Here is a 20094-nt window from a genome sequence, read left to right as displayed (position 1 = left end):
CGGCGGGTCAGCGGGGCGGCTGCTGCTCCGGGGTCTCCCGCGCTCCTCCGCCGATGCCGCGCGGCTGCTCGTCCGGCGGGGCGGCGACCTCGGACCCGCGGCGCTTGGGCTCGTCCAGCCCGATGACCGGCGGGACCTCCTCTGCCGACTCCAGCGACGACGTCTGCTCGGCCGCCTTGGCCAGCTCCTCCTCGGCCTTGGCGAGCCGCTCGCCGAGGTCGGGCCTGGCCTCGCCGCCGTCCTCGGAACGTGAGGCCGCGCCGCCCGCGGCGCGCTCGAAGAACCGCAGGATCTCCACCGGCAGCGGCATGACCAGCGTGCTGTTCTTCTCGGCGGACACCTCCACGACCGTCTGCAGCAGGCGCAGCTGCAGGGCCGCCGGGTCCTGCGACATGATCTCCGCGGCGGCGGCGAGGCGCTTGGACGCCTGGAACTCGCCGTCCGCGGTGATGATGCGGGCGCGGCGCTCCCGCTCCGCCTCCGCCTGCCGGGCCATCGACCGCTTCATGCCCTCCGGCAGCGACACGTCCTTGATCTCGACCCGCTCGATCAGGATGCCCCACGGCCCCTCGGTGATCTCGTCGATGATCGCCCGCAGCCGCATGTTGATCTTCTCGCGCTCGCCGAGCAGCTCCTGCATGTCGGCCTGCCCGATCACCGACCGCAGCGACGTCTGCGCCACCTGCGAGACCGCGTACCCGTAGTTGTGCACGTTCACGATCGCCTTCACCGGATCGATCACCCGGAAGTAGACGACCGCGTCGACGCGGACGCTCACGTTGTCCTGGGTGATCCCGTCCTGGCCGGGCACCCCCATCGTGATTGTCTGCCGGCTGACCTTCTGCATGCGCTCGGCGATCGGGACGATCACCGTCAGGCCGGGCGTGCGCACCGCGCCGGGCCGCAGCTGCCCGTTCCGCTGGACCTGACCGAACCTGAACACGATCCCGTGCTCGAACTGCTGCACGATCCTGATCGACGACGACAGGACGATCAGCCCGACGACGACGAGGACGAGCACGATGATCAGGGCCACCGCTTCCATCACGGCACCTCTTTCGCATGAGGGCCCGGGCCCCGGGAGGCGCCCCCGGAGCTCCGGCGGGCGTCCGGACCGGTCAGGGTCCGGACGGAACCGTCCATAGCACGGCTCACGTTTTCAAGCTAACCGCGCGGGCAGGCCGAATGACAGCGTCAGGGCGGGGGAACCGTGTCAGGGATCACTTGCATGAGGGCGACCGCCCTCTCAAGTGTTTGACGAGCGAACGATATGGTCGATCGGGTGAGCGCGAGAGACACCGACTGGGACGGCGTACGCCTCCATGTGGTCACCGGCAAGGGCGGCACGGGAAAGACCACCGTCGCCGCCGCCCTCGCCCTTGCCCTGGCCGCAGGCGGCCGCAAGGTGCTGCTCGTCGAGGTCGAGGGGCGCCAGGGCATCGCCCAGCTCTTCGACTGCCCGCCGCTGCCCTACGAGGAGCGCCGCGTCGCCGTCGCCCCGGACGGCGGGGACGTCCACGCGCTCGCCATCGACACCGAAGAGGCGCTCATCGAGTACCTCGAGATGTTCTACAACCTCAAGCGCGCCGGAAAGGCGATGACCAAGCTCGGCATCGTCGACTTCGTCACCACCATCGCCCCCGGTCTGCGCGACGTCATCCTCACCGGCAAGACGTCCGAGTCGGTGCGCCGCAAGAAGAAGGACGGCTCGTTCGTCTACGACGCCGTCGTGATGGACGCCCCGCCCACGGGCCGCATCACGAAGTTCCTGAACGTCAACGACGAGGTGTCCGGCCTCGCCAAGGTCGGCCCCGTCCGCAACCACGCCGACACCGTGATGAAGGTCGTCCGCAGCCCCGAGACCGCCGTGCACTTCGTCACGCTCCTGGAGGAGATGCCCGTCCAGGAGACGATGGACGGCATCCGCGACCTCACCGCGGTCGGGCTCCCCGTCGGCGGCGTGATCGTCAACATGGAGCACCAGCCCGTCCTCAGCGAGGACGACCTCGCCGTCGCCGCCGCCGGCTCCCTGGACACCGACGAGATCGTCCGCGGCGTGAAGGCCGCCGGCCTGGAGCACGACGCCGAGGCGATCGCCGCCGTCCTCGCCGGGGAGGCCGCCGACCACGCCCGCCGCACCGCCCTCCAGCGCCGCGAGAAGGAGCGCCTGGACTCGGTCGACCGGCCTCGCTACACCCTCCCCCTGCTCTCCGACGGCATGGACCTGGCCGGCCTCTACGACCTGGCCGCCGCCCTCCGCGACCAGGGCGCCGCATGACCGCGCCCGGCCGCGGCGTCTCCTGGGTGAGGCTGACCCCCCGCGCGGGCGGGGACCGACCGGCAGAGGTGAACCGATGAGCCAGACCAGCAGGACCCCACCGGTGCTCGACGTCGACGGGCTGCTCGACGACCCGCGCACGAAGATCATCGTGTGCTGCGGGTCGGGCGGGGTCGGCAAGACCACCACGGCCGCCGCGCTCGGCGTCCGCGCCGCCGAGCGGGGCCGGGACGTCGTGGTCCTCACCGTCGACCCGGCGCGCCGCCTCGCGCAGTCGATGGGCCTGTCCGAGCTCGACAACAACCCCCGCCGGATCGACATCGACGGCGACGGCGAGCTGCACGCCATGATGCTCGACATGAAGCGGACCTTCGACGAGATCGTCGAGGCGCACGCCGACCCCGACCGGGCCAAGCAGATCCTCGCCAACCCCTTCTACCAGTCGCTGTCGTCCAGCCTGTCGGGCACGCAGGAGTACATGGCGATGGAGAAGCTCGGGCAGCTGCACCGCTCCGGCGCCTGGGACCTGATCATCGTCGACACCCCGCCGTCCCGGAACGCGCTGGACTTCCTGGACGCCCCCGAGCGCATGGGCCGGTTCCTCGACGGCCGCTTCATGAAGCTCCTCGCCGCCCCGGCCAAGACCGGCGGCCGCTTCGGCGTCAAGGTGATCAGCGCCGGGTTCGGCGTGTTCACCGGCGTCATCAACAAGGTCCTCGGCGTCCAGCTGCTGCGCGACGTGCAGACGTTCGTCGCCGCCTTCGACACCATGTTCGGCGGCTTCCGGGAGCGCGCCGAGAAGACGTTCAAGCTCCTGCAGACCCCGGGCACCGCGTTCCTCGTCGTCGCCGCGCCCGAGCCCGACGCCCTGCGCGAGGCGTCCTACTTCGTCGAGCGCCTCGCCGAGGAGCGGATGCCGCTCGCCGGCCTCGTGGTCAACCGCGTCCACGAGTCCGCCGGCGACGTCCTGTCCGCGGCCCGCAGCCAGGCCGCCGCCGAGACGCTGGACGAGCGCGGCGAGCACGCGCTGACCGCCGCCCTGCTGCGCCTGCACACCGACCGCCTGCAGCTCGCGGCCCGCGAGGAGCGCCTCCGCGACCACTTCGCGTCCACGCACCCGACCGTGCCGGTCACGGCCGTCCCGGCGCAGGCGGAGGACGTCCACGACCTCGACGGCCTGCGCCAGGTGGGCGAGGACCTCGCCGGCCCCGCCGCGTCTCCCAGCGCCGCCTGACGTCGGGCGCCCCTGGCCCGTTCTCCGATTCCGAGGCTTTCACCGGCCTCGGAACGGCTCCTCGCGGTTCGATCCGGAACGGCGGCGGTTCGGCCTTCCCCCGCCCGGGCGGCGCCGCGCGCCGATCTCGGAGAAGCGCGCCCACCCGGATCGGCGCCACCGGAAACTGACACACGAGCCGAACCCGGACGATCGCCCTCTCCGCACTCTGATCAGCGAAAACAGCCTTTATGGGCATGCCGGTAGGCCCGTACCCACAATGGTGGTACGGGCCTACCGGCCACGCTTCATTTGGACCGTGTCGGTCCTTGGACCGCCGCCGCACGGGCCCCGGGGGCCCGGTCGAACTCAGCTCGCGACGAGTTCTTCCTCGTCGACCTCCGCCGACCGCTCGTACTCTTCCTTCGCGGTCTCCAGCAGCTCGCGCCACGAGCGCACATCCGGCCGCCGCCGCAGCAGCGCACGGCGCTCCCGCTCGGTCATCCCGCCCCACACACCGAACTCGATCCGGTTGTCGAGAGCGTCGGCGAGACACTCCGTGCGCACCGGGCAGCCGCGGCAGATGAGCTTGGCTCGGTTCTGCGCCGCACCCTGCACGAACAGAGCGTCCGGATCCGCGTTACGGCAGGCGGCGCGGGCGGTCCAATCCGTGATCCACATCTTGGCCCCACTCCCCTAGGGTCTGTGTCGATTTGCGCTCCTTGGCCGGACGGGCGCGGACGTCAGGCCGCCAAACGAAAGCCGTGGGGAAGAACTTACGGAAGCGAGGGACGTTTCAACAGCCCCCGTTGGGCCCATTCTCGATATAGCCCACCGGGGCCATACCGCCGGAACGGACTAGTTACCTGTAGTTGACGCGCCAGACACTGCGCAGGTTGTCACGATGAGGGCATAACGGACGAAGATCCTGATCAGCCGGTCCGGAAAGCACGAACCCTGGGGGACCTGTCCCTAATGCACTGCTCGTCCCGCGTACCCTAGACCCCGTGCGCGTTGCGAAGAACGATCGGGCCCAGGCCGCGTCCACGCTGTTCAGGTTGCTAGGTGCCGGGGTGGTGGCGGGCCTCATCGTCGCGCTCATCGCGCTGCCCGCCGTCGGCAGCGCCGGGCTGACCGCCCGCGACGCCGCCAACAACTTCGAGGACATGGACAGCCAGCTCAAGACGACACCGCCGTCCGAGAAGACGGTGATGTACGACGGCAACGGCAAGCAGGTCGCCACGTTCTTCGACAAGTACCGCGAGTCCGTCCGGCTCGACCAGGTCGCCCCCATCATGCGGCAGGCGATGATCGACATCGAGGACTCGCGCTTCTACGAGCACGGCGCGCTCGACCTCAAGGGCACCATCCGCGCGATGGCCTCCAACGTCGAGTCCGAGCAGACGCAGGGCGGCTCCACGCTCACCCAGCAGTACGTCAAGAACCTCCTGGTCGACAGCGCCAAGTCCGAGGAGGAGTACCGCGAGGTCACGGCGCCCACGGTCGGGCGCAAGCTGCGCGAGCTCCGCTACGCGCTCGACATCGAGCAGCGCCTCACCAAGGACCAGATCCTTGAGGGCTACATGAACGTCGCCTACTTCAGCGCCGGCGCGTACGGCGTCCAGGCGGCGGCCAAGCGGTACTTCAGCATCCCCGCGTCCAAGCTGGAACTCGGCCAGGCCGCGCTGCTCGCCGGCATCACCCAGAACCCCACGGCCTACGACCCCATCCGCAACCCCAAGGACGCGCGCAAGCGGCGCGACGTCGTCCTCTACCGGATGGCGCAACTCGGCCACATCAGCAAGGCACAGGCCGACACAGAGGCCGCCAAGCCCATCCAGCTGAACCGCACCGACCCGGTCGGCGGCTGCGAGACCAGCAAGGCGCCGTACTTCTGCGAGTACGTGAAGTACGACATGCTCAACATCCTGTCGGACGGCAAGTACTGGCAGCTCAAGCCGAAGCAGCAGCAGAACGTCGTCAACAAGCTGAACCGCGGCGGCTACACCATCCGCACCACCCTCGACATGGACGACCAGCGCGCCGTCGACAGGGCCCTGCGCGGGACCGTCCCCCCCGGCGGCAACCGCGTCGGCGCCGAGGCGATGGTCGAGCCCGGCACCGGCAAGATCCGGGCCATCGGGCTGAGCAAGCGGTACGGCCCCGGCAAGGGCCGCACGACCATCAACCTCCCGGCCGACTCCGCGCACGGCGGCGGCAGCGGCGTCTCGGCGGGCTCGACCTTCAAGGTCTTCACCCTCGCCGCCGCCATCGACCAGGGCATCCCGGTCAGCACGACCATCAACTCGCCGCAGACCACCACGGTCAGCGGGTTCCAGCCGTGCCGCTACACCGGGATGTTCGACGGCAAGAAGGTCAAGAACGCCATGGTCGGCGGCGGCCCCTGGACGCTGTCGAACGCGGGCGACAGCGAGAAGGGCAACTTCGACCTGAAGACCGGCACCTGGCACTCGGTCAACACCTTCTACGCCGTCCTGGAGAAGCGCGTCGGCGTCTGCAACGCCGTCAAGATGGCCGAGAAGTTCGGGATGAAGCAGGCCACCGGCGACCCCCTGATGCCGATCGCGTCGCAGGTCCTCGGCGTCAACGACATCGACATGGTGCACCTCGCCGCCGCCTACGCCGGCTTCGCCGCCCGCGGCAAGTACTGCGCCCCCCTCTCGGTGACCGAGGTCGTCGACCCGGAGGGCAAGAAGCTCAAGCTTCCCAAGCAGGACTGCCACCAGGCCCTCGACCAGGACGTCGCCGACAAGGTCAACTCGATCCTGCAGGGCGTCCTCACCAAGGGCACCGCCGCCGGACGCGGCATCGGACGTCCCGCCGCCGGCAAGACCGGAACCTGTGAAGAGTTCACCTGCGCCGTGTTCGCCGGGTTCACCCCGAACCTGGCCGCCGCCACCGCCTACTGGGACTTCCGCGGCCCCTGGCAGTACAAGGTCTACGGCGTCTACGGCGCGGACATCCCCGGCGGCATGTGGCAGCAGTCCATGCGCAACGCCCTCGCGGGCAAGCCCGCCCCCGGCTTCCAGACCCCGACCCGCGACTTCGGCGACACCACGAAGGTCCCGCAGGTGAAGGGCCTCACGGTCGCCGCCGCCACCGCCCGGCTCAAGGCCGCCGACCTGAAGGTGCAGGTCGCGTCCGGCTCCGTCGACTCCGACCAGCCGAAGGGCACGGTCGTGTCCACCTCGCCCGACGCGGGCAGCTCCGTCCCGCCCGGCACCACCGTCATCCTCTACGTGAGCGGCGGCAAGAAGCGCGGCGCCCCGCCCTCAGGCGACTGACGCGAAAGGGCCCGGCACCATGCCGGGCCCTTTCTCATTCCGCCAGCTGCCGCTTCACCTCCGCCGCGACGCGCCCGCCCTCCGCACGCCCGGCCACCTTCGGGTTCACCGACTTCATGACCTGCCCCATCGCGCGGGGCCCCGACGCGCCCGTCTCGGCGATCGCGTCCGCCACCAGCGCGGTCAGCTCCTCGTCGGACAGCTGCGCGGGCAGGTACTCCTCCAGCACCCCGCCCTCGTCCCGCTCCGCCTGCGCCTGCTCCTCGCGCCCCGCGTCACCGAAGGCCGTCGCGGCCTCCCGCCGCTTCTTCGCCTCCCGCGTGAGCACCTTCACAACGTCGTCGTCGGAAAGCGTCCGCGACTGCTTGCCGGCGACCTCCTCGTTCTTCACCGCCGTGAGCGCCATGCGCAGCGTGCGCGTGCGCAGCTCGTCGCGCGCCTTCATCGCCGACGACAGATCGGTCTCCAGCTTCTCCTTCAAGGTCATGCCCAACATCATGCCCTTCCGCGACCTTCCGCCTCATCAGGATTACCGAGCGGCGCCCATGTCTGAAAGCATGGAACCCTGAGAAGGGAGAGCCGTGCGAAAGATCCACGCCGTGCCGCTGGGAGTACTGGGCGCGGGCGCCGCGACCTTCGGGTACGCCTCGTTGATCGAGCGGAACTGGTTCCGCCTCCGCCGCTTCGACGTGCCCGTGCTGCCGCCCGGCCGCCCGCCGGTGAAGATCCTGCACATCTCCGACGCGCACCTCACGCCCGGCAGATCCCGCCTGATCCACTGGGTCCGCTCGCTGGACGCCCTGGAGCCCGACCTCGTCGTCAACACCGGAGACACCCTCTCCCACCGCGACGCGATCGGCCCCTTCCTGGACGCCCTCGGCCCCCTCCTCGACCGCCCCGGCGTCTTCGTCTACGGCTCCAACGACCTGTACTCCCCGGTCCTGAAGAACCCGCTCCGCTACATCTGGCGCACGAGCAAGTCCGACTACGGCCGCCGCCGCCGCGAGCCCGACCTCCCCTACCGCGAGCTCGGCTCCTCCCTCCAGGCCGCCGGCTGGCTCGACCTGAACAACCGCATCGGCCGCCTCAAGGTCGGCGAACTCGACGTCGAGTTCGGCGGCATCGACGACTCCCACATCAACCGGGACCGCTACGACAAGATCGCCGGCCCCGTCGACCCCCAGGCCGACGTCCACCTCGGCATCATGCACTCCCCGGAACCCCGCAACCTCGACCGCTTCACCGCCGACGGCTACGACCTCCTGCTCGCCGGCCACACCCACGGCGGCCAGGTCTGCGTCCCCTTCTACGGCGCCCTCGCCACCAACTGCGGCATCGACCGCCCCCGCGTCAAGGGCCTCCACAAGCACCGCGGCTCCTGGCTCCACGTCTCCGCGGGCCTGGGCACGTCCCCGAAGGCCCCCATGCGCTTCTGCTGCCCGCCCGAGGCCTCGCTGCTCACCCTCGTCCCTCGACGGTGAACTGGAAGACCGCCCCGCTCCTAGCCACCCTGTACGACGTCGCCGTCCAGAACCGCGCCCTCTCCCGCCTGGGAGCCCGCGCCCTCTGGAACTACGACATCGGCCACCTCCGCGAACTCATCGCCGCCCAGGACCCGTCAGCCCTGACCCTCGACATCCCCTGCGGCGGCGGCCTGGCCGTGAACAACAACCCCCGCCACGTGGCAGCCGACCTCTCCACGACCATGCTCAAGAGGGCCCGCCGCAAGACGACGACCCTCGTCCAGGCAGACATCTACAACCTCCCCTTCCCCACCGACACCTTCGACGTCTGCCTCACCTACAACGGCCTCCACTGCCTGCAAGACCCACCCGCAGCCCTCCAGGAACTAACCCGAGTCCTACGCCCAGGCGGCACCCTCCAAGGCACGACCGTGGTCAAGGCCGCCGGCCGCGACCCCCTGATCAAGCTCCTCCAGTACCAAGGCGCCTTCGGCAACCCAGGCACCAGAGCCGACCTCCGAACCTGGCTGGAAACAGCCGCCCTGACGAACATCACCCTCACGCCCTCGGGCGCCGTGACCGCCTTCACAGCCCGAAAATCAGGGACGCACCACTCCCCCGCATCCGCTAAGGTGGACTAGGCGCCGGGAGGACGTACAACTCCCGGGCAGCCGCCACCGGGGTGTAGCGCAGCTTGGCAGCGCGCTTCGTTCGGGACGAAGAGGTCGTGGGTTCAAATCCCGCCACCCCGACAGAAAACGCCAGATCAGAGGCCGGTTCTCCACACAGGAGACCGGCCTCAAGATCTTTCACCCCCATCCGTCCGCGAACCCCGCCCCCGGTCACCTGCTCTTCGCCGACCGCTTGAGGTGAACGCAGCAGCAGTCCTCGACGTCCGTGGCGAACCGCGTCCATGAGCGCTTGGAGCCAATGGGACAGCGGGGAAGCGCCGACGCCACGACCTTCCTCAAGACGGTCGGCGCATCGGACTCCCGCTAGTTGCGTGCTTCCATGAAAGTCTCCCTCACGTGAATTCCTTCGGATCCGCAGCTGGTCGGCGACCTTCTTGATCCTTCGCGGGCCCCTTCCACGAGCCAACCAGGGCGGGCAGCGCAGCGGGGAGAGCGGCAGCCGGGCCTCAATCTCCTCAACCGGCAGCACCTAGTGAACATTGGGATGCTCCACGCAGCGCTTCCCGTCCCGTCGCCTCCCACTACACGCCGCTCGACCATCCGGTCGGCCGTCATGGCTCCCACGGAGACCTTCAGACGAGCAGGGATCTGCAGCGATTCCTCCATTTATCGGACTCAACGTCCCAATTCCTCGCCTAGCGATCTTACACTTGCCCGCACCCCATCAACTACAGATAGCCACATTGCTACTTCAAAGCCCTCAATACTTCGCAATGCATGACATATCTAGCCAAAGCGGATTTCGGCACCACCAATAAGTACGTGCAGTCATGAACGTAATACGTTGACAAGTGGACGTAGGAGGTCGTCGCCTGTAACGTCAATCGCGTTCTCCCCCTAAGGCAAAGTAGGTCTTCGTGTTCCTGGCGGAAATGGGTCTTACACAGCACGATTCGCTGACGGCGGCTCAAACAGCGGCAAACGAAGCCGCTTCAGCATCAGGTGGACGAGTATTCACCTGCGTGGCGTTTCGGCAGGGCGGGCGGTTGATGCTAACGACTGCCTTCTCGTATGCCTTCCTAATTCGACACGTCGTCTCGGAGCCGGCCGTCAAGGGCGGGAACCCTCGAATGGCGACCAACCGTCCCGTAGACACGGGACATGTCCGTTCCATCACCAAATACCTGGCGGAGAACGAACGGGACTACATACTACCGCCAGTGACGCTGAATGTCCGTACTATTCCCGCCATCCACATTCCCCGCGGAAACTTCGCTTCTACAGTAGGTTTCGTGGTGGTCGGCGACGAAACCCGATTCTCCATTACCGACGGACAGCATCGCCTACTGGCGATTACCAGGCGAAGTGAAAATATTCCGGACGACTCGACATTCATGGGTGACAGCATATCCGTGGTGATCGTTATTGAGCCTGATCTCGCACGGATCCATCAGGACTTCGCCGACGCCGCGCAGACGAAGCAGATCCCGGCAAGCCTCCTGGCCGCGTTCAACACCCGTGAGCCCCTGAACAGAACTTTGACCAAGATCGTTGACGAGTCGACGCTCTTCCGCGGCCGTATCGACGAGACTTCGAAGAGTCTGTCGAAGAACTCTCCTGCGGTGTTCCTCCTCAACCAGGTACGCGGCATGGTCAAGGAACTCCTCTTCCATGACTACGCCCTCAGCGAGGCCAGCATCCCTGCGCGTACATTGCAGGCCATCGGTACGGCCGAAGCTCAAGACGCATTCGTCGAGCGAACGCTCTCCATGCTGAATACGCTCACTGAGCACATGATGCCATGGAAGGCGATTGCGCAGCTGCCGACCACGGGCGGGCCTGCCAACCAAGTCGTGGACTTCCGTAAGCATTACGTCAATATGACCGCGACTGGACTGGTCATCATCGGCCATGTCGCCTACGAGATTGAAAAAAACCCGGATCCGGAATGGCGGAAAGCTCGTTACATCGAGCTCGCAACCAAGATTGATTGGCGTCGCGATGCCGAAATGTGGCAAGGGAATATTATCAATGGCGATAAGATCACTACAACGCGCGGGCCAGGCAGGGTTGCTGCGAAGCGAGTAATGGACGCGATCGGTCTCACAACCCCTGAGCTAAATATCCCATTCCAGCCCCTGGCGGAGCTTTAGCCGAGGGTGTTCGATCACGCAAAGTTGCCCTCCGCCGATCGCGCCCTGCAGTGCCACGCGGCCGTCATGCGCACCAACACGGACCACCGCGACCTGAGCCCGGCCTGATCCACGACGACCTACAGGACCGTAAGGCGAGGCTGTGGACTGAGCGGGTGTCTACAACGGAAGACGCCGGATGCTTCTCGGTCGGTAGCCTCATGGGCAGGCCGTGAAATCGCCGGAAAGGCAGGTCACCGGCCGGGGACGTGGTTTCGAGATCGGTGTCAAGCCGGTCCTTGAAGCAGGAGTTGATGTCGGCGCCTTGGGCCTTGCTGCGCCTCGTCAAACGCGTTATTTGATGCGGTTGAGGAAGTTCAGGACTCGATCGGTGGCCTGGGTTGCGGCGTGTTCGTCGTGCGTTGGCAGGCTGCCCTCGGTGAACAGGTGCCTGTCGCCGGAGTAGAGGAACAGTTCGGCGTCCGCTGCCGTTTCGACGAGCGCCCGGGCTGCGTCGATGTCGCCCTCCCCTGCGAAGAACGGATCCGCGTCCATGCCGTGGATCTGGACCGGGACGTCGTCGGGCCAGGCACCGCCGAACTCCGTGACCGGGAGGCACGCCTCCAGCAGCAGCGCCCCCTTTGCGCCGGGGCGGGTCTGGGCCAGCTTCTGCGCCGGCAGGACTCCGAGCGAGAACCCGAGGTAGACGAGTTCAGCAGGCAGTCGCTCGGTGGCTGCGGTTCCGCGCGCGATGATCGTGCCGAATCCGATGTCCTCGGTGTAGCTCATGCCGTTCTCGAGGCTGTCGAATGTCTGCCCCTCGAACAGGTCTGGGACGTGAACGGTGTGTCCGGCCCGTCGCAGCTGCTCGGCGAACTCACGGACGCCGACGGTCAGCCCGTGCCCGTGGTGGAAGACCAGCACCTCAGCCATCTCGCTCCCCTCGTGCTGTGGTGCCCGGGCGGCACCGCAGCACGAGTATGGCCCGCGCCGACGGAGAATTCGGACGGGCATCGCGGGCGCAGCTCCCCGCGGTGGGGGGAGCCGGCGTCGAGGGCGCTTTTTACCGGCTGGACGAAGAGCCGGTCTGCCACCTTTTTCTTTACCAGTGGACTATTGGATGGTCGTGGCTAGTAGGACGGTGGCTAGGGCACCGCCTGCTGCGTTTTCCAGGATTGATTGGAGGGAGGAGCGGAGGCGTGTCAGGCGGTCGCGTTCGGGGTGGGGGGCTTGTATCTCGTTCAGGATTTCGGTGGCGTGGACCTGGAGGTTCTGCTGCTGATCGGCGGCCAAGGCCAGCACCGGGAGCGCCTGGATTATTGCTTGGGCGTAGGTGGCCAAGGCGGCCAGGTCCTCCGGGAGGGGGTGCGGTGTCTCCTGGTGCAGTTCGATGTTCCGACCGTTCAGGACGTTGCCGCTGAGGTCGCCGCCGATGCTACCGATGTGCAGGTTGCCTTCCCCCATGATGTCTCCCCTCATGTCGTGGACGGGTCTGGGCTGGGCTGGACGGTGGGGCTCTCTGGCGGCAGCGCTTCCGCATCAAGATCCCATTGAATGCCCCACAGCCGACCGGGGACGGGTACGCGGATATAGGCGGAGCGTGACATGTAGTCGGGCAACCGGATGTCGATGGAGAAGCGGCAGCTCTGGTCTGGACGGAGCTGCAGCGGGCAATCTATCGGCTTGACGATGAAGTACTGCCGGTCTGGTCCGTCCACCTTGGAATTTGCTATATCGCCGTTGCCCCAGCACCTTTCCCAGCCTGGGTACGACTTCCAGGTGATGCTGGGTTCGAAGTGCTTCCATCCGGAAGATTGCGGCACCTGGAAGGTGAGAATGTTACCGAGCTCGAACGTGTGCGACTTCGTGTCGCACGACGGTGTGGGAGGGGGTTTCGGGTCGGGCCCCGGGTCGGGTCCGGCGGGTGGGGGGTCGCCTCTCCTGGTCGGGTCGTCGCCGTTGCGGGGCGGGGTCTTTCCTTCGTCCTGTCCTGGAGGTCGGAACGTCGTGTGGCGGCCTTGTGGTGAGGAGGGCGAGGACTCGACGATCTGAGGTTGGGCCGCTTTCTCTCCGGAGAGGGGGGTCGGGGACCGCAGGCCCATGTAGCCGATTCCGCCGACCACCGCGGCGACGCCCGTGGCGGCGGCGATGCCGCTGACCGCGGGTTTGGCCAGCAGGCGTGGCGTCGTGCCCTTCGGTTTCGTGACGGTTTGGGCCGCGTGCCCTGCCAGGGCTTTGTGCGCCACGACCGCGGTCGCCGCTGCCCCACCGATCGCCGCCCCTTTGCCCGCCGCCTTCAGCCGCGCTGCCTGCTCGTTCTTGAAGTACGACTCGTCTTCGGTGGAGCCGAGGGCCCGTGCGGCGCGCAGGCCCAGGGAGAGCACTTCGGTCCAGGACCCCCAGTGGAGGGAGAGTGCCAGCCTCGGTGCGGCGGCTCGGGCGAGGTCGCGGGCTGGTGCGTGTGCCTCGGCTTCCAGGGCGGCCCGCAGAACCCGGACGATCAGGGGGGCTACGTCGCTGGTCTCTGCGATCGACGCTCGCTTGGCCCAGTCGGCCAGCCGCGCCGCACACCCGGCGGCGTCGAATTCGCTACCTGCCAGCGCGGCCACCTCGGTCGCCGCTTTGTCGGTCGTCGTGTAGCCGAGTGGTCCTTCGCTTACCAGCCGGGCATGTTCCAGCATTGACAACGCTTCGGCTACGTCGCCAGACCCCCCGGCCTTTGCAGTGGGGTTTTCCGAGGTCGCGGCGCTACCGGCTGAGGACGAGATCTCACCGTGGTCCTGGTGGGCGTCCAGTACAAGGGCGGTGAGCAGGGGGAGCGGGACCGGGACGCCGTCGACCGCGCACAGTAGGCCCAGGACGGCGCGGGCGGGTGCGTTGAGTGCGGCGGCGAGTGCTTCGGTGAGGGCGCCCGGGTCGAGGGAGGAGTGGAGGCCGTCCGCCCGCATGGTCGCGGCCGCGCGTACCAGGGCGAGTGGACGGCCCCCGGTGGCGCGCCGCAGTTCGTCCGCGGCGGCGAGCTCGTCGTCTCGGAGGTCACGGCCGAGTTTCCGGACGAGAAGGTCTCGTGCAGCGTCTGCGTCCAGGCCGCGCAGTTCGAGTGCGGTTCCCTCGCCGAACAGCAGGCGCGTCGGGCCGGCTACTGCGATGTCACAGGACGGGACGGCGGCCAGGAGATCGGCCAGGTCGGTGCTCGTTCCCGCATAGTCGTCCAGGACGAGCAGGGCTTCGATCGACGACATCAGCCGGACCATGACGTCCTGGGCGGGCCGGTATCCGGAGATGGCGTAGCACGCCTTGAAGACTTCCTGGATGACGTCTTCCGCCGGCACGTCGGCGACCGGCAGGTAGACGACGGAGCGGCCCGCCTTGGCCTGCCTGGCGGCGAGTTCGCACAGCAGCGTCGTTTTCCCGGAACCGCGCTCACCGTAGACCTGGACGCGGCCGCGGTCGGCGAGCCCTTCTTCCAGTGCATGCAGTTCTCGGTCACGCCCCAGGGGTTTCTCAGCACGAGGCAGAGGGCGACCGTGAGGCTGTTTGCGCGGGGCGGGGTCGGGTGGTGTGCCGACGTAGTTGACCGTGGAGCCGGGGCCGCTGACGACGAGGGCGTGGTCGCCGTTCACCACCGTCCCGCTGAGGTCCCCGCCTATCTCTGAAATTCTTATTTCTCCCATGATTCCCCCGTCCGTGCTCACGCGAAATGTACTGAGCAGCGGCTTCCGAGGGCCAAGACCTGTTGTCTATGCGGCTATAGGACGTGTCTATATGGCGCCCGCGGCACGCAGTTCCCGGACGGTTCGTGCGGCGAGTTCGCAGAAGACCTCCGGAAGGCCCTCGTCGGAGCGCCGTCGGGCTGCGACCGTGACCGTCGGGGAGAGTCCGGTCATCGGCAGGGTCTCGATCCCTGAGGGCGCCAGGGTGTCGCGCAGCGCGAACGGCCCGGGGCAGGGGACGCCGTTCAGCCGGATGGAGAGCGCGGCGGCGGCGACGGTGTCCACCGGCTCGCCGAGGAACCGCGCGTCCTCGTGGTTCCGCTCCTCGTAGAAGGTCCACCAGCGCTGCGCGGTCAGGGGGACGCTGTCGGCGATCGCGACGAAGGCGGCGTCGATGACGTCTTCGAGCGTGAGCGTGCCGGCTTCTGCCAGCGGGTGTCCGGTCGGCACCAGGACGGCACGGGGTTCGTCGTCGACGAGGACTTCCCAGTCGAGCCGCTCAGGGTCGACGGGGAGGCGGATCAAGGCGACGTCCACGTCTCCGTCGAGGAGCGGCCGGTCCAGTTCGTTGAGTTCCAGGGCCCGCCAGGCCGTCCGCACTTCCGGAAACGCCGCTTTGAACGCGCTGATCACAGGCACCTGGACGTCTCCCGGCAGGGGACCGGCGATTCCGATGCGCAGGGTGCGCGGGCCGGCGGCCCGGTGGCGGGCCGCCGAGACCGCGTCCGCGGTGGCGGCGAGGATGGCGACGACGTGTTCGTAGAAGACCGCTCCGGACGCTGTGGGTGCGATCCCGCCCGGCTCCCGGACGAGCAGCGTCGCGCCCACCTCGCGTTCGAGGACGCGGATCTGCTGGCTGAGGGTCGGTTGCGATATGTGGAGTGCCTGGGCCGCCCGGGTGAACGAGCCCTGCTCGACAACCGCTAAAAAGTACCGGAAATGCCGGAGTTCCATCTCGTCTCCAGAAGGCGCCGCCCGATGCCGGCAGAGCGATTCTACGATTCGGCTCCTCCGGCTCCGGAGAGCAATGGAGGTTTGTCCGGCAGTGGCCGTCTCCCGTCCGCGAGAGACCTTTGATCATCAACGGGCGTGATCTCGCCATTGCGGTTCCCGTAGGGTGCCGGGTGTGGACTGGGTTGAGCGGGTTACGGGGGTCCGCAGGTGGTCGCGGGGTGGGGAGCGGGCGCCGCATAAGCCTTTGCTGTTGTTGTACGCGCTCGGGCACTTTCAGCGGTGCGGGGATGCGCCGATCTTCTACAGCGAGGTCGAGGAGCACCTCGCCGGGCTGTTGCGGGAGTTCGGGCCGCCCCGGAAGACCAGTCCCGCATATCCCTTCCACTATCTGACCAGCGACGGTTTGTGGGAGGTGCGGACCGCCGATGGGGGCGGCAGTCCGGGACCCGGTGTCGGCGGCCTGCGGGCTCAGGCCGCGCGGGGGCGGCTGACCGGGGAGCTGGCGGCCGCGCTGCGGGATGATCCGCGGTTGTTGCCCCAGCTTTGCCGCGCCATTCTGGACGTCAACTTCGAACCCTCGCTGCATGACGACATCTGCGCGGCCGCCGGGATCGACCTGGAGTCGATCGAGGCCGCGGGCGCGGTGATCCCGCGGCGGCGCGACCGGGCCTTCCGCGAGCAGATCATGGTCGCCTACGAGTACCAGTGCGCGTTCTGCGGCTATGACGGCTGGCTGAACGGGACCGCGGTCGGGCTGGACGCCGCGCACGTCCGATGGTGGGCCTTTGACGGGCCCGACGACATCACCAACGGCATCTGCCTGTGCGCACTGCACCACAAGCTCTTCGACAAGGGCGCGCTCGGCATAGCCGAGGATCGGCGGGTCACCGTGTCGGTGCACTACGTCGGGCGCGGTCCGGCCGCCCGCCATCAGGTTCACGCTCTGGCCGGACGCCCGATCAGCACGCCGCAGAAGGCCTTTCCGGACGTGGATGACCAGCACATCGCCTGGCACGCCCGCGAGGTCTTCCGCTCCCCTGCTCGGGCGGCGTGACACAACTCGGGGCCCGCGCACACCGTCTGCCGCCCGGTTCGAAGCGTCAGCCAGGTCGTGCCCTCGCGGTCCTAAGGGGCGGGCTGCATGGCTCGGTCAAGTGAGGGTAGAGCGACTTTGACCGTAAACGGCTGAAAGGGCGGGTTTCATGGTTATTGTCGCCATCGTGGGCGTCTGTGCTGTTCTGCTGGTTCTGGCGTTCCTGCTGCCGAGGTTGTCGCGGCATCCGCAGCGAGGGACCCAGCGCGCGCTGGGGGTGGGGTCACGTGCGGGTTCTTCCGCTCCGGGCGGGCTCGGGCGGCTGCTGAGCAAGCCGTTCCGCAGCTCCTCGCGTGCCGTCGGCCGCAGCGGGGACGCCGGGCGGCGCGCTCGCGCCCGCTCCCCGTTCTGATTCCCAGCCCGTAGCCGTGGCATCCTTCGCCGCCCGTCTCCCAGCTGAGGCGGGCGGCAGCCCTTTTTGAGGTGCGGTAGCGGTCGGGGCCGGCTCGGCGGTTCAGCGGGGCCGGCTTCGTGGACTTGCGCGGTGAGGTTCAGCGCAGCGGGGGCTGACGGCCGTCAGCCGCCCGATTTCCGTCCGGGAGGCCGGTGATTTCGCCGATGCCCTCCGGGAGGGCGGGGTTCAGACTCCGGGGCGTTGGCTGTCCCACCCCTGGAGGTTCCATGAGAAAGGTCCTCGGTTCCGTCGTCGCTTTGCTCGCGGCGCTGGCGGCGTTCGGATTCGGCCTCGCGCCGGCGCAGGCGGCCGGGCCGCGGCCCGTGGTGTTCGTGCACGGGTACACCGGCAACGCGTCCAACTGGGTCACCGCCATGTCGGTGTTCCGCGCAGCGGGCTACAGCAGCGACCAGCTGTTCGCCTACGAGTACAACTCCTACGGCGACAACAAGCAGAACGCGGTGGGGCTCGCCTCCTACGTGAACCAGGTGAAGTCGCGGACCGGCGCCTCCCAGGTCGACATCGTCAACCACTCCATGGGCGGTCTGGTCAGCCAGTACTACCTGAAGGTGCTGAACGGGAACCCGAACGTCGCGCACCTGGCGTCGATCGCGGGCGCCAACCACGGGACGACGTACGCCACCGCCTGCACGGCCTTCGAGACGTGCCGGCAGATGCTCCCCGGGTCGACGTTCATCCAGCAGATCAGCGCGGGAGACGAGACGCCCGGCAGCACGCAGTACGCCACCTGGTACTCGCCGTGCGACGGCATCATCATCCCCTACACCAGCACCCGCCTGGACGGCGCGAACAACCACTACGTGGCCTGCCAGACCCACCTCGGCTACCTCGCCGACGCGGTGGTGCTCGGCGCCATCGCCCAGTTCACGAAGAGCTGACGCCGGCGGCGGACATAACGGGCGGGAGGGACGACCTCCCGCCCGTTCCGTTTGGCGCCGCGAGGCCCGGCGCAGAAATCCCGGTGAGGGCGAGGGGGGAGCCGGCTCATGGAGAAGCTCGTTGGGAAGCCCGTGGCGGCTTGCCTGGTCTGCCTGGGACTGCTCGCCTGCCATGCTCGGCCCGCCACGGGCAGCGGGCCGCCGCCGGCCCCGAAGGGCGGCGGATCCGCCGCGCCGGGACCCCTCAGCGGAAAGGTGACCGTGCTCGATCCCGGGCACAACGGCGGGAACGCGGCCCATCCGGAAGCGATCAGCCGGCCGGTGTGGGTCGGGAACGGCCGCAAGGCCTGCAACACGACCGGGACCGCCACCGCGGACGGTTACGCCGAGCACGCCTTCACCTGGGACGTCTCGAACCGGCTGGCGAAGGCGCTGCGGGCCAGGGGCGCCAGGGTGACGCTGACGCGCGGCAGCGACGCGGGGGTGGGGCCCTGCGTCACGGAGCGGGCGGCGATCGGGAACCGGGCGCGCGCGGACGCGACGCTGTCGATTCATGGCGACGGTGCGGCGGCAGCCAGGCACGGCTTCCACGTCATCCTGCCGATGCCCGTGGGCGGGAACAGGGGGATCGTCGCCCCGTCCGCCCGCCTGGGGACGGCGATCCGCGACGCCTACCGGTCGGGGACGAGCATGCCCTACGCCGACTACCTCGGGAAGGCCGGGCTCGATCGGCGGGACGATCTCGGCGGGCTGAACATGTCCACCGTGCCGGCCGTCTTCATCGAGTGCGGGAACATGAAGAACCCGGGGGACGCGGCCAGGATGTCGAGTGCCGCGTTCAGGCAGATCATGGCCGAATCCCTGGCCGAGGGCTTCGAGGACTACCTCCGCTGAGTTTGCCCGTTACTGGGATTGTTCGGGACGTCTCCGGCTAGGTCAGTCACGACGAGGCACACCGGACGAACGGACGATCGCCATGAACCGCAGGCGCGGACGGAGCGCGTCGCCGCCCAACTGGGAAATGCTGCTTGGGCTGGTCGCCACCGGCTTCATCATCTACGTGTGGGTGTGGGCGGCGACGCAGGGCGGCCCGCCCTTCTGGTAGCGGCGGCCCGCCCTTCTGGTGGCCGCGGGGCCGCCCCTGCGTCTCGCTCATCGCTCCAGGAGCGTCCTGAGGGACTTCGCCACCTCCGCGGGCGCCTCCTCTGCCATGAAGTGGCCGCACGTGACGGTCTCATGGCGGAGGTCGGCCGCCCATGCGCCCCACAGCGCGGCGGCGTCGTAGCCGAGGGCGGCGCCCCAGTCCTGCTGGAGGACGGTGACGGGCATCCGCAGGCGGTTGCCCGCTTCCCGGTCGGCCGTGTCGTGGTCGACGTCGATCCCGGCGGACGCGCGGTAGTCCGCGACGATCGAGGGGACGGCGGCGCGGCAGGCGTCCAGGTAGGCGGCGCGGACGTCGGGCGGGATCGCGGACGGGTCGTTCGTCCACGCGTCGAGGAAGTGGCCGAAGAAGGCGTCCGGGGCGCCGGAGATCAGCTGCTCGGGGAGGCCGGGCGGCTGCGCCATCAGGTACAGGTGGAAGCCGACGGCGGCCGACGCGCCGCGCATGACGTCCCACATGTCCAGGGTCGGCAGGATGTCCAGGCAGGCGAGATGGGTGATCGTGCCGGGGTGGTCGAGGCCGGCGCGGAACGCGACATGCGCGCCGCGGTCGTGGCCGGCGAGGGCGAAGCGGTCGTGGCCGAGGGCGCGGGCGAGCGCGACGGTGTCGGCGGCCATGGTCCGCTTGGAGTAGCCGTCGGACGGTTTGTCGCTCTCGCCGTACCCGCGCAGGTCGGGGACGCTGACCGTGTGGTCGGCGGCGAGGTCGCGGGCGACGTGCCGCCACATCAGGTGGGTCTGCGGGAAGCCGTGCAGCAGGACGATCGGGGGGCCCGATCCGCCGACCGCCGCGTTGAGGGACACGCCCTCGGCGACGGGGACGCGCTGGTAGTCGAAATCGCTGATCGTTGGCATGC

18 protein-coding genes and 1 tRNA gene are annotated in these 20094 nt (G+C 68.6%); 11 read left to right on the top strand and 8 right to left on the bottom strand.

Annotation, left to right across the window (positions count from 1 at the left end; all coding sequences use genetic code 11):
* Window positions 1–7 precede the first annotated feature (7 nt).
* Window positions 8–1045: a slipin family protein gene (locus ABD944_RS20935; RefSeq protein WP_345178938.1), complete on the bottom strand. Its 1038-nt coding sequence runs from the start codon at window positions 1043–1045 to the stop codon at window positions 8–10.
* Window positions 1046–1282: 237 nt separating this feature from the next.
* On the opposite strand from ABD944_RS20935, the gene bagA reads away from it, so the two are divergent.
* Window positions 1283–2278 (top strand): ATPase BagA, encoded by a 996-nt coding sequence (gene bagA, locus ABD944_RS20930; RefSeq protein ID WP_345178936.1) that lies wholly within the window; start codon window positions 1283–1285, stop codon window positions 2276–2278.
* 76 nt (window positions 2279–2354) lie between these two features.
* Window positions 2355–3512 (top strand): ATPase BagB, encoded by a 1158-nt coding sequence (bagB, locus tag ABD944_RS20925; protein ID WP_345178934.1) that lies wholly within the window; start codon window positions 2355–2357, stop codon window positions 3510–3512.
* 348 nt (window positions 3513–3860) lie between these two features.
* Here bagB and ABD944_RS20920 read toward each other — a convergent pair whose 3' ends face one another.
* Window positions 3861–4172 carry a WhiB family transcriptional regulator gene (locus ABD944_RS20920; RefSeq protein ID WP_185029424.1) on the bottom strand — a complete coding sequence of 104 codons (312 nt, stop codon included), beginning with the start codon at window positions 4170–4172 and terminating at the stop codon, window positions 3861–3863.
* Between the two features lie 326 nt (window positions 4173–4498).
* On the opposite strand from ABD944_RS20920, the gene ABD944_RS20915 reads away from it, so the two are divergent.
* Window positions 4499–6796, top strand: coding sequence for a penicillin-binding protein (locus tag ABD944_RS20915; protein WP_345178930.1), 2298 nt, complete (start codon window positions 4499–4501; stop codon window positions 6794–6796).
* A 34-nt stretch (window positions 6797–6830) separates the two neighbouring features.
* Here the strand turns inward: ABD944_RS20915 and ABD944_RS20910 are convergent, their stop codons facing one another.
* A complete protein-coding gene (locus tag ABD944_RS20910; protein ID WP_345178927.1) occupies window positions 6831–7283 on the bottom strand; it encodes a GatB/YqeY domain-containing protein in 453 nt (150 codons plus the stop codon).
* A 94-nt stretch (window positions 7284–7377) separates the two neighbouring features.
* Between ABD944_RS20910 and ABD944_RS20905 the strand changes: the two genes are divergently transcribed.
* The 4 genes from ABD944_RS20905 to ABD944_RS20890 all read left to right on the top strand — a co-directional run bounded on the left by ABD944_RS20905 (window position 7378) and on the right by ABD944_RS20890 (window position 11044).
* Window positions 7378–8277, top strand: a complete 900-nt coding sequence (locus ABD944_RS20905) for a metallophosphoesterase (RefSeq protein ID WP_089310670.1) — start codon at window positions 7378–7380, stop codon at window positions 8275–8277.
* The gene (locus ABD944_RS20900) at window positions 8274–8900 is read left to right on the top strand and encodes a class I SAM-dependent methyltransferase (RefSeq protein WP_345178923.1); all 627 of its coding nucleotides are present in this window, start codon (window positions 8274–8276) and stop codon (window positions 8898–8900) included. Before ABD944_RS20905 ends, ABD944_RS20900 begins: the two co-directional genes overlap by 4 nt.
* A gap of 37 nt (window positions 8901–8937) precedes the next feature.
* Window positions 8938–9011: transfer RNA gene (locus tag ABD944_RS20895), tRNA-Pro, on the top strand.
* 797 nt (window positions 9012–9808) lie between these two features.
* Window positions 9809–11044: a DNA sulfur modification protein DndB gene (locus ABD944_RS20890; RefSeq protein ID WP_345178921.1), complete on the top strand. Its 1236-nt coding sequence runs from the start codon at window positions 9809–9811 to the stop codon at window positions 11042–11044.
* Window positions 11045–11377: 333 nt separating this feature from the next.
* On the opposite strand, the gene ABD944_RS20885 is transcribed toward ABD944_RS20890, so the two are convergent.
* The 4 genes from ABD944_RS20885 to ABD944_RS20870 form a co-directional block, all read right to left on the bottom strand.
* A complete protein-coding gene (locus ABD944_RS20885) occupies window positions 11378–11956 on the bottom strand; it encodes a dienelactone hydrolase family protein (RefSeq protein WP_345178919.1) in 579 nt (192 codons plus the stop codon).
* A gap of 180 nt (window positions 11957–12136) precedes the next feature.
* Window positions 12137–12487, bottom strand: a complete 351-nt coding sequence (locus ABD944_RS20880) for a hypothetical protein (protein ID WP_345178916.1) — start codon at window positions 12485–12487, stop codon at window positions 12137–12139.
* Window positions 12488–12498: 11 nt separating this feature from the next.
* Window positions 12499–14718, bottom strand: a complete 2220-nt coding sequence (locus ABD944_RS20875; protein WP_345178913.1) for a hypothetical protein — start codon at window positions 14716–14718, stop codon at window positions 12499–12501.
* Between the two features lie 66 nt (window positions 14719–14784).
* Window positions 14785–15690, bottom strand: a complete 906-nt coding sequence (locus ABD944_RS20870; protein WP_345178911.1) for a LysR family transcriptional regulator — start codon at window positions 15688–15690, stop codon at window positions 14785–14787.
* Window positions 15691–15862: 172 nt separating this feature from the next.
* Here ABD944_RS20870 and ABD944_RS20865 point away from each other — a divergent pair, with 172 nt between their 5' ends.
* From ABD944_RS20865 to ABD944_RS20855, 4 genes are all read left to right on the top strand, one after another.
* On the top strand, window positions 15863–16744 hold the full coding sequence (locus ABD944_RS20865) for a phosphorothioated DNA-binding restriction endonuclease (RefSeq protein WP_345178909.1): 882 nt from the start codon (window positions 15863–15865) through the stop codon (window positions 16742–16744).
* A gap of 148 nt (window positions 16745–16892) precedes the next feature.
* Window positions 16893–17135: a DUF6411 family protein gene (locus tag ABD944_RS42465; RefSeq protein WP_353831900.1), complete on the top strand. Its 243-nt coding sequence runs from the start codon at window positions 16893–16895 to the stop codon at window positions 17133–17135.
* A gap of 269 nt (window positions 17136–17404) precedes the next feature.
* Window positions 17405–18076, top strand: coding sequence for an esterase/lipase family protein (locus ABD944_RS20860; RefSeq protein WP_345178905.1), 672 nt, complete (start codon window positions 17405–17407; stop codon window positions 18074–18076).
* Between the two features lie 108 nt (window positions 18077–18184).
* Window positions 18185–18970 (top strand): N-acetylmuramoyl-L-alanine amidase, encoded by a 786-nt coding sequence (locus ABD944_RS20855; protein WP_345178904.1) that lies wholly within the window; start codon window positions 18185–18187, stop codon window positions 18968–18970.
* 258 nt (window positions 18971–19228) lie between these two features.
* On the opposite strand, the gene ABD944_RS20850 is transcribed toward ABD944_RS20855, so the two are convergent.
* Window positions 19229–20092 (bottom strand): alpha/beta fold hydrolase, encoded by an 864-nt coding sequence (locus tag ABD944_RS20850; RefSeq protein ID WP_345178902.1) that lies wholly within the window; start codon window positions 20090–20092, stop codon window positions 19229–19231.
* Window positions 20093–20094: the final 2 nt, after the last annotated feature.

Source organism: Actinomadura verrucosospora, from assembly GCF_039540335.1.
In the GTDB taxonomy this organism is placed as follows: domain Bacteria; phylum Actinomycetota; class Actinomycetes; order Streptosporangiales; family Streptosporangiaceae; genus Spirillospora; species Spirillospora verrucosospora.
The sequence above is the reverse complement of the archived record's forward strand: the minus strand, read 5'-3'. Positions and strand labels throughout refer to the sequence as shown.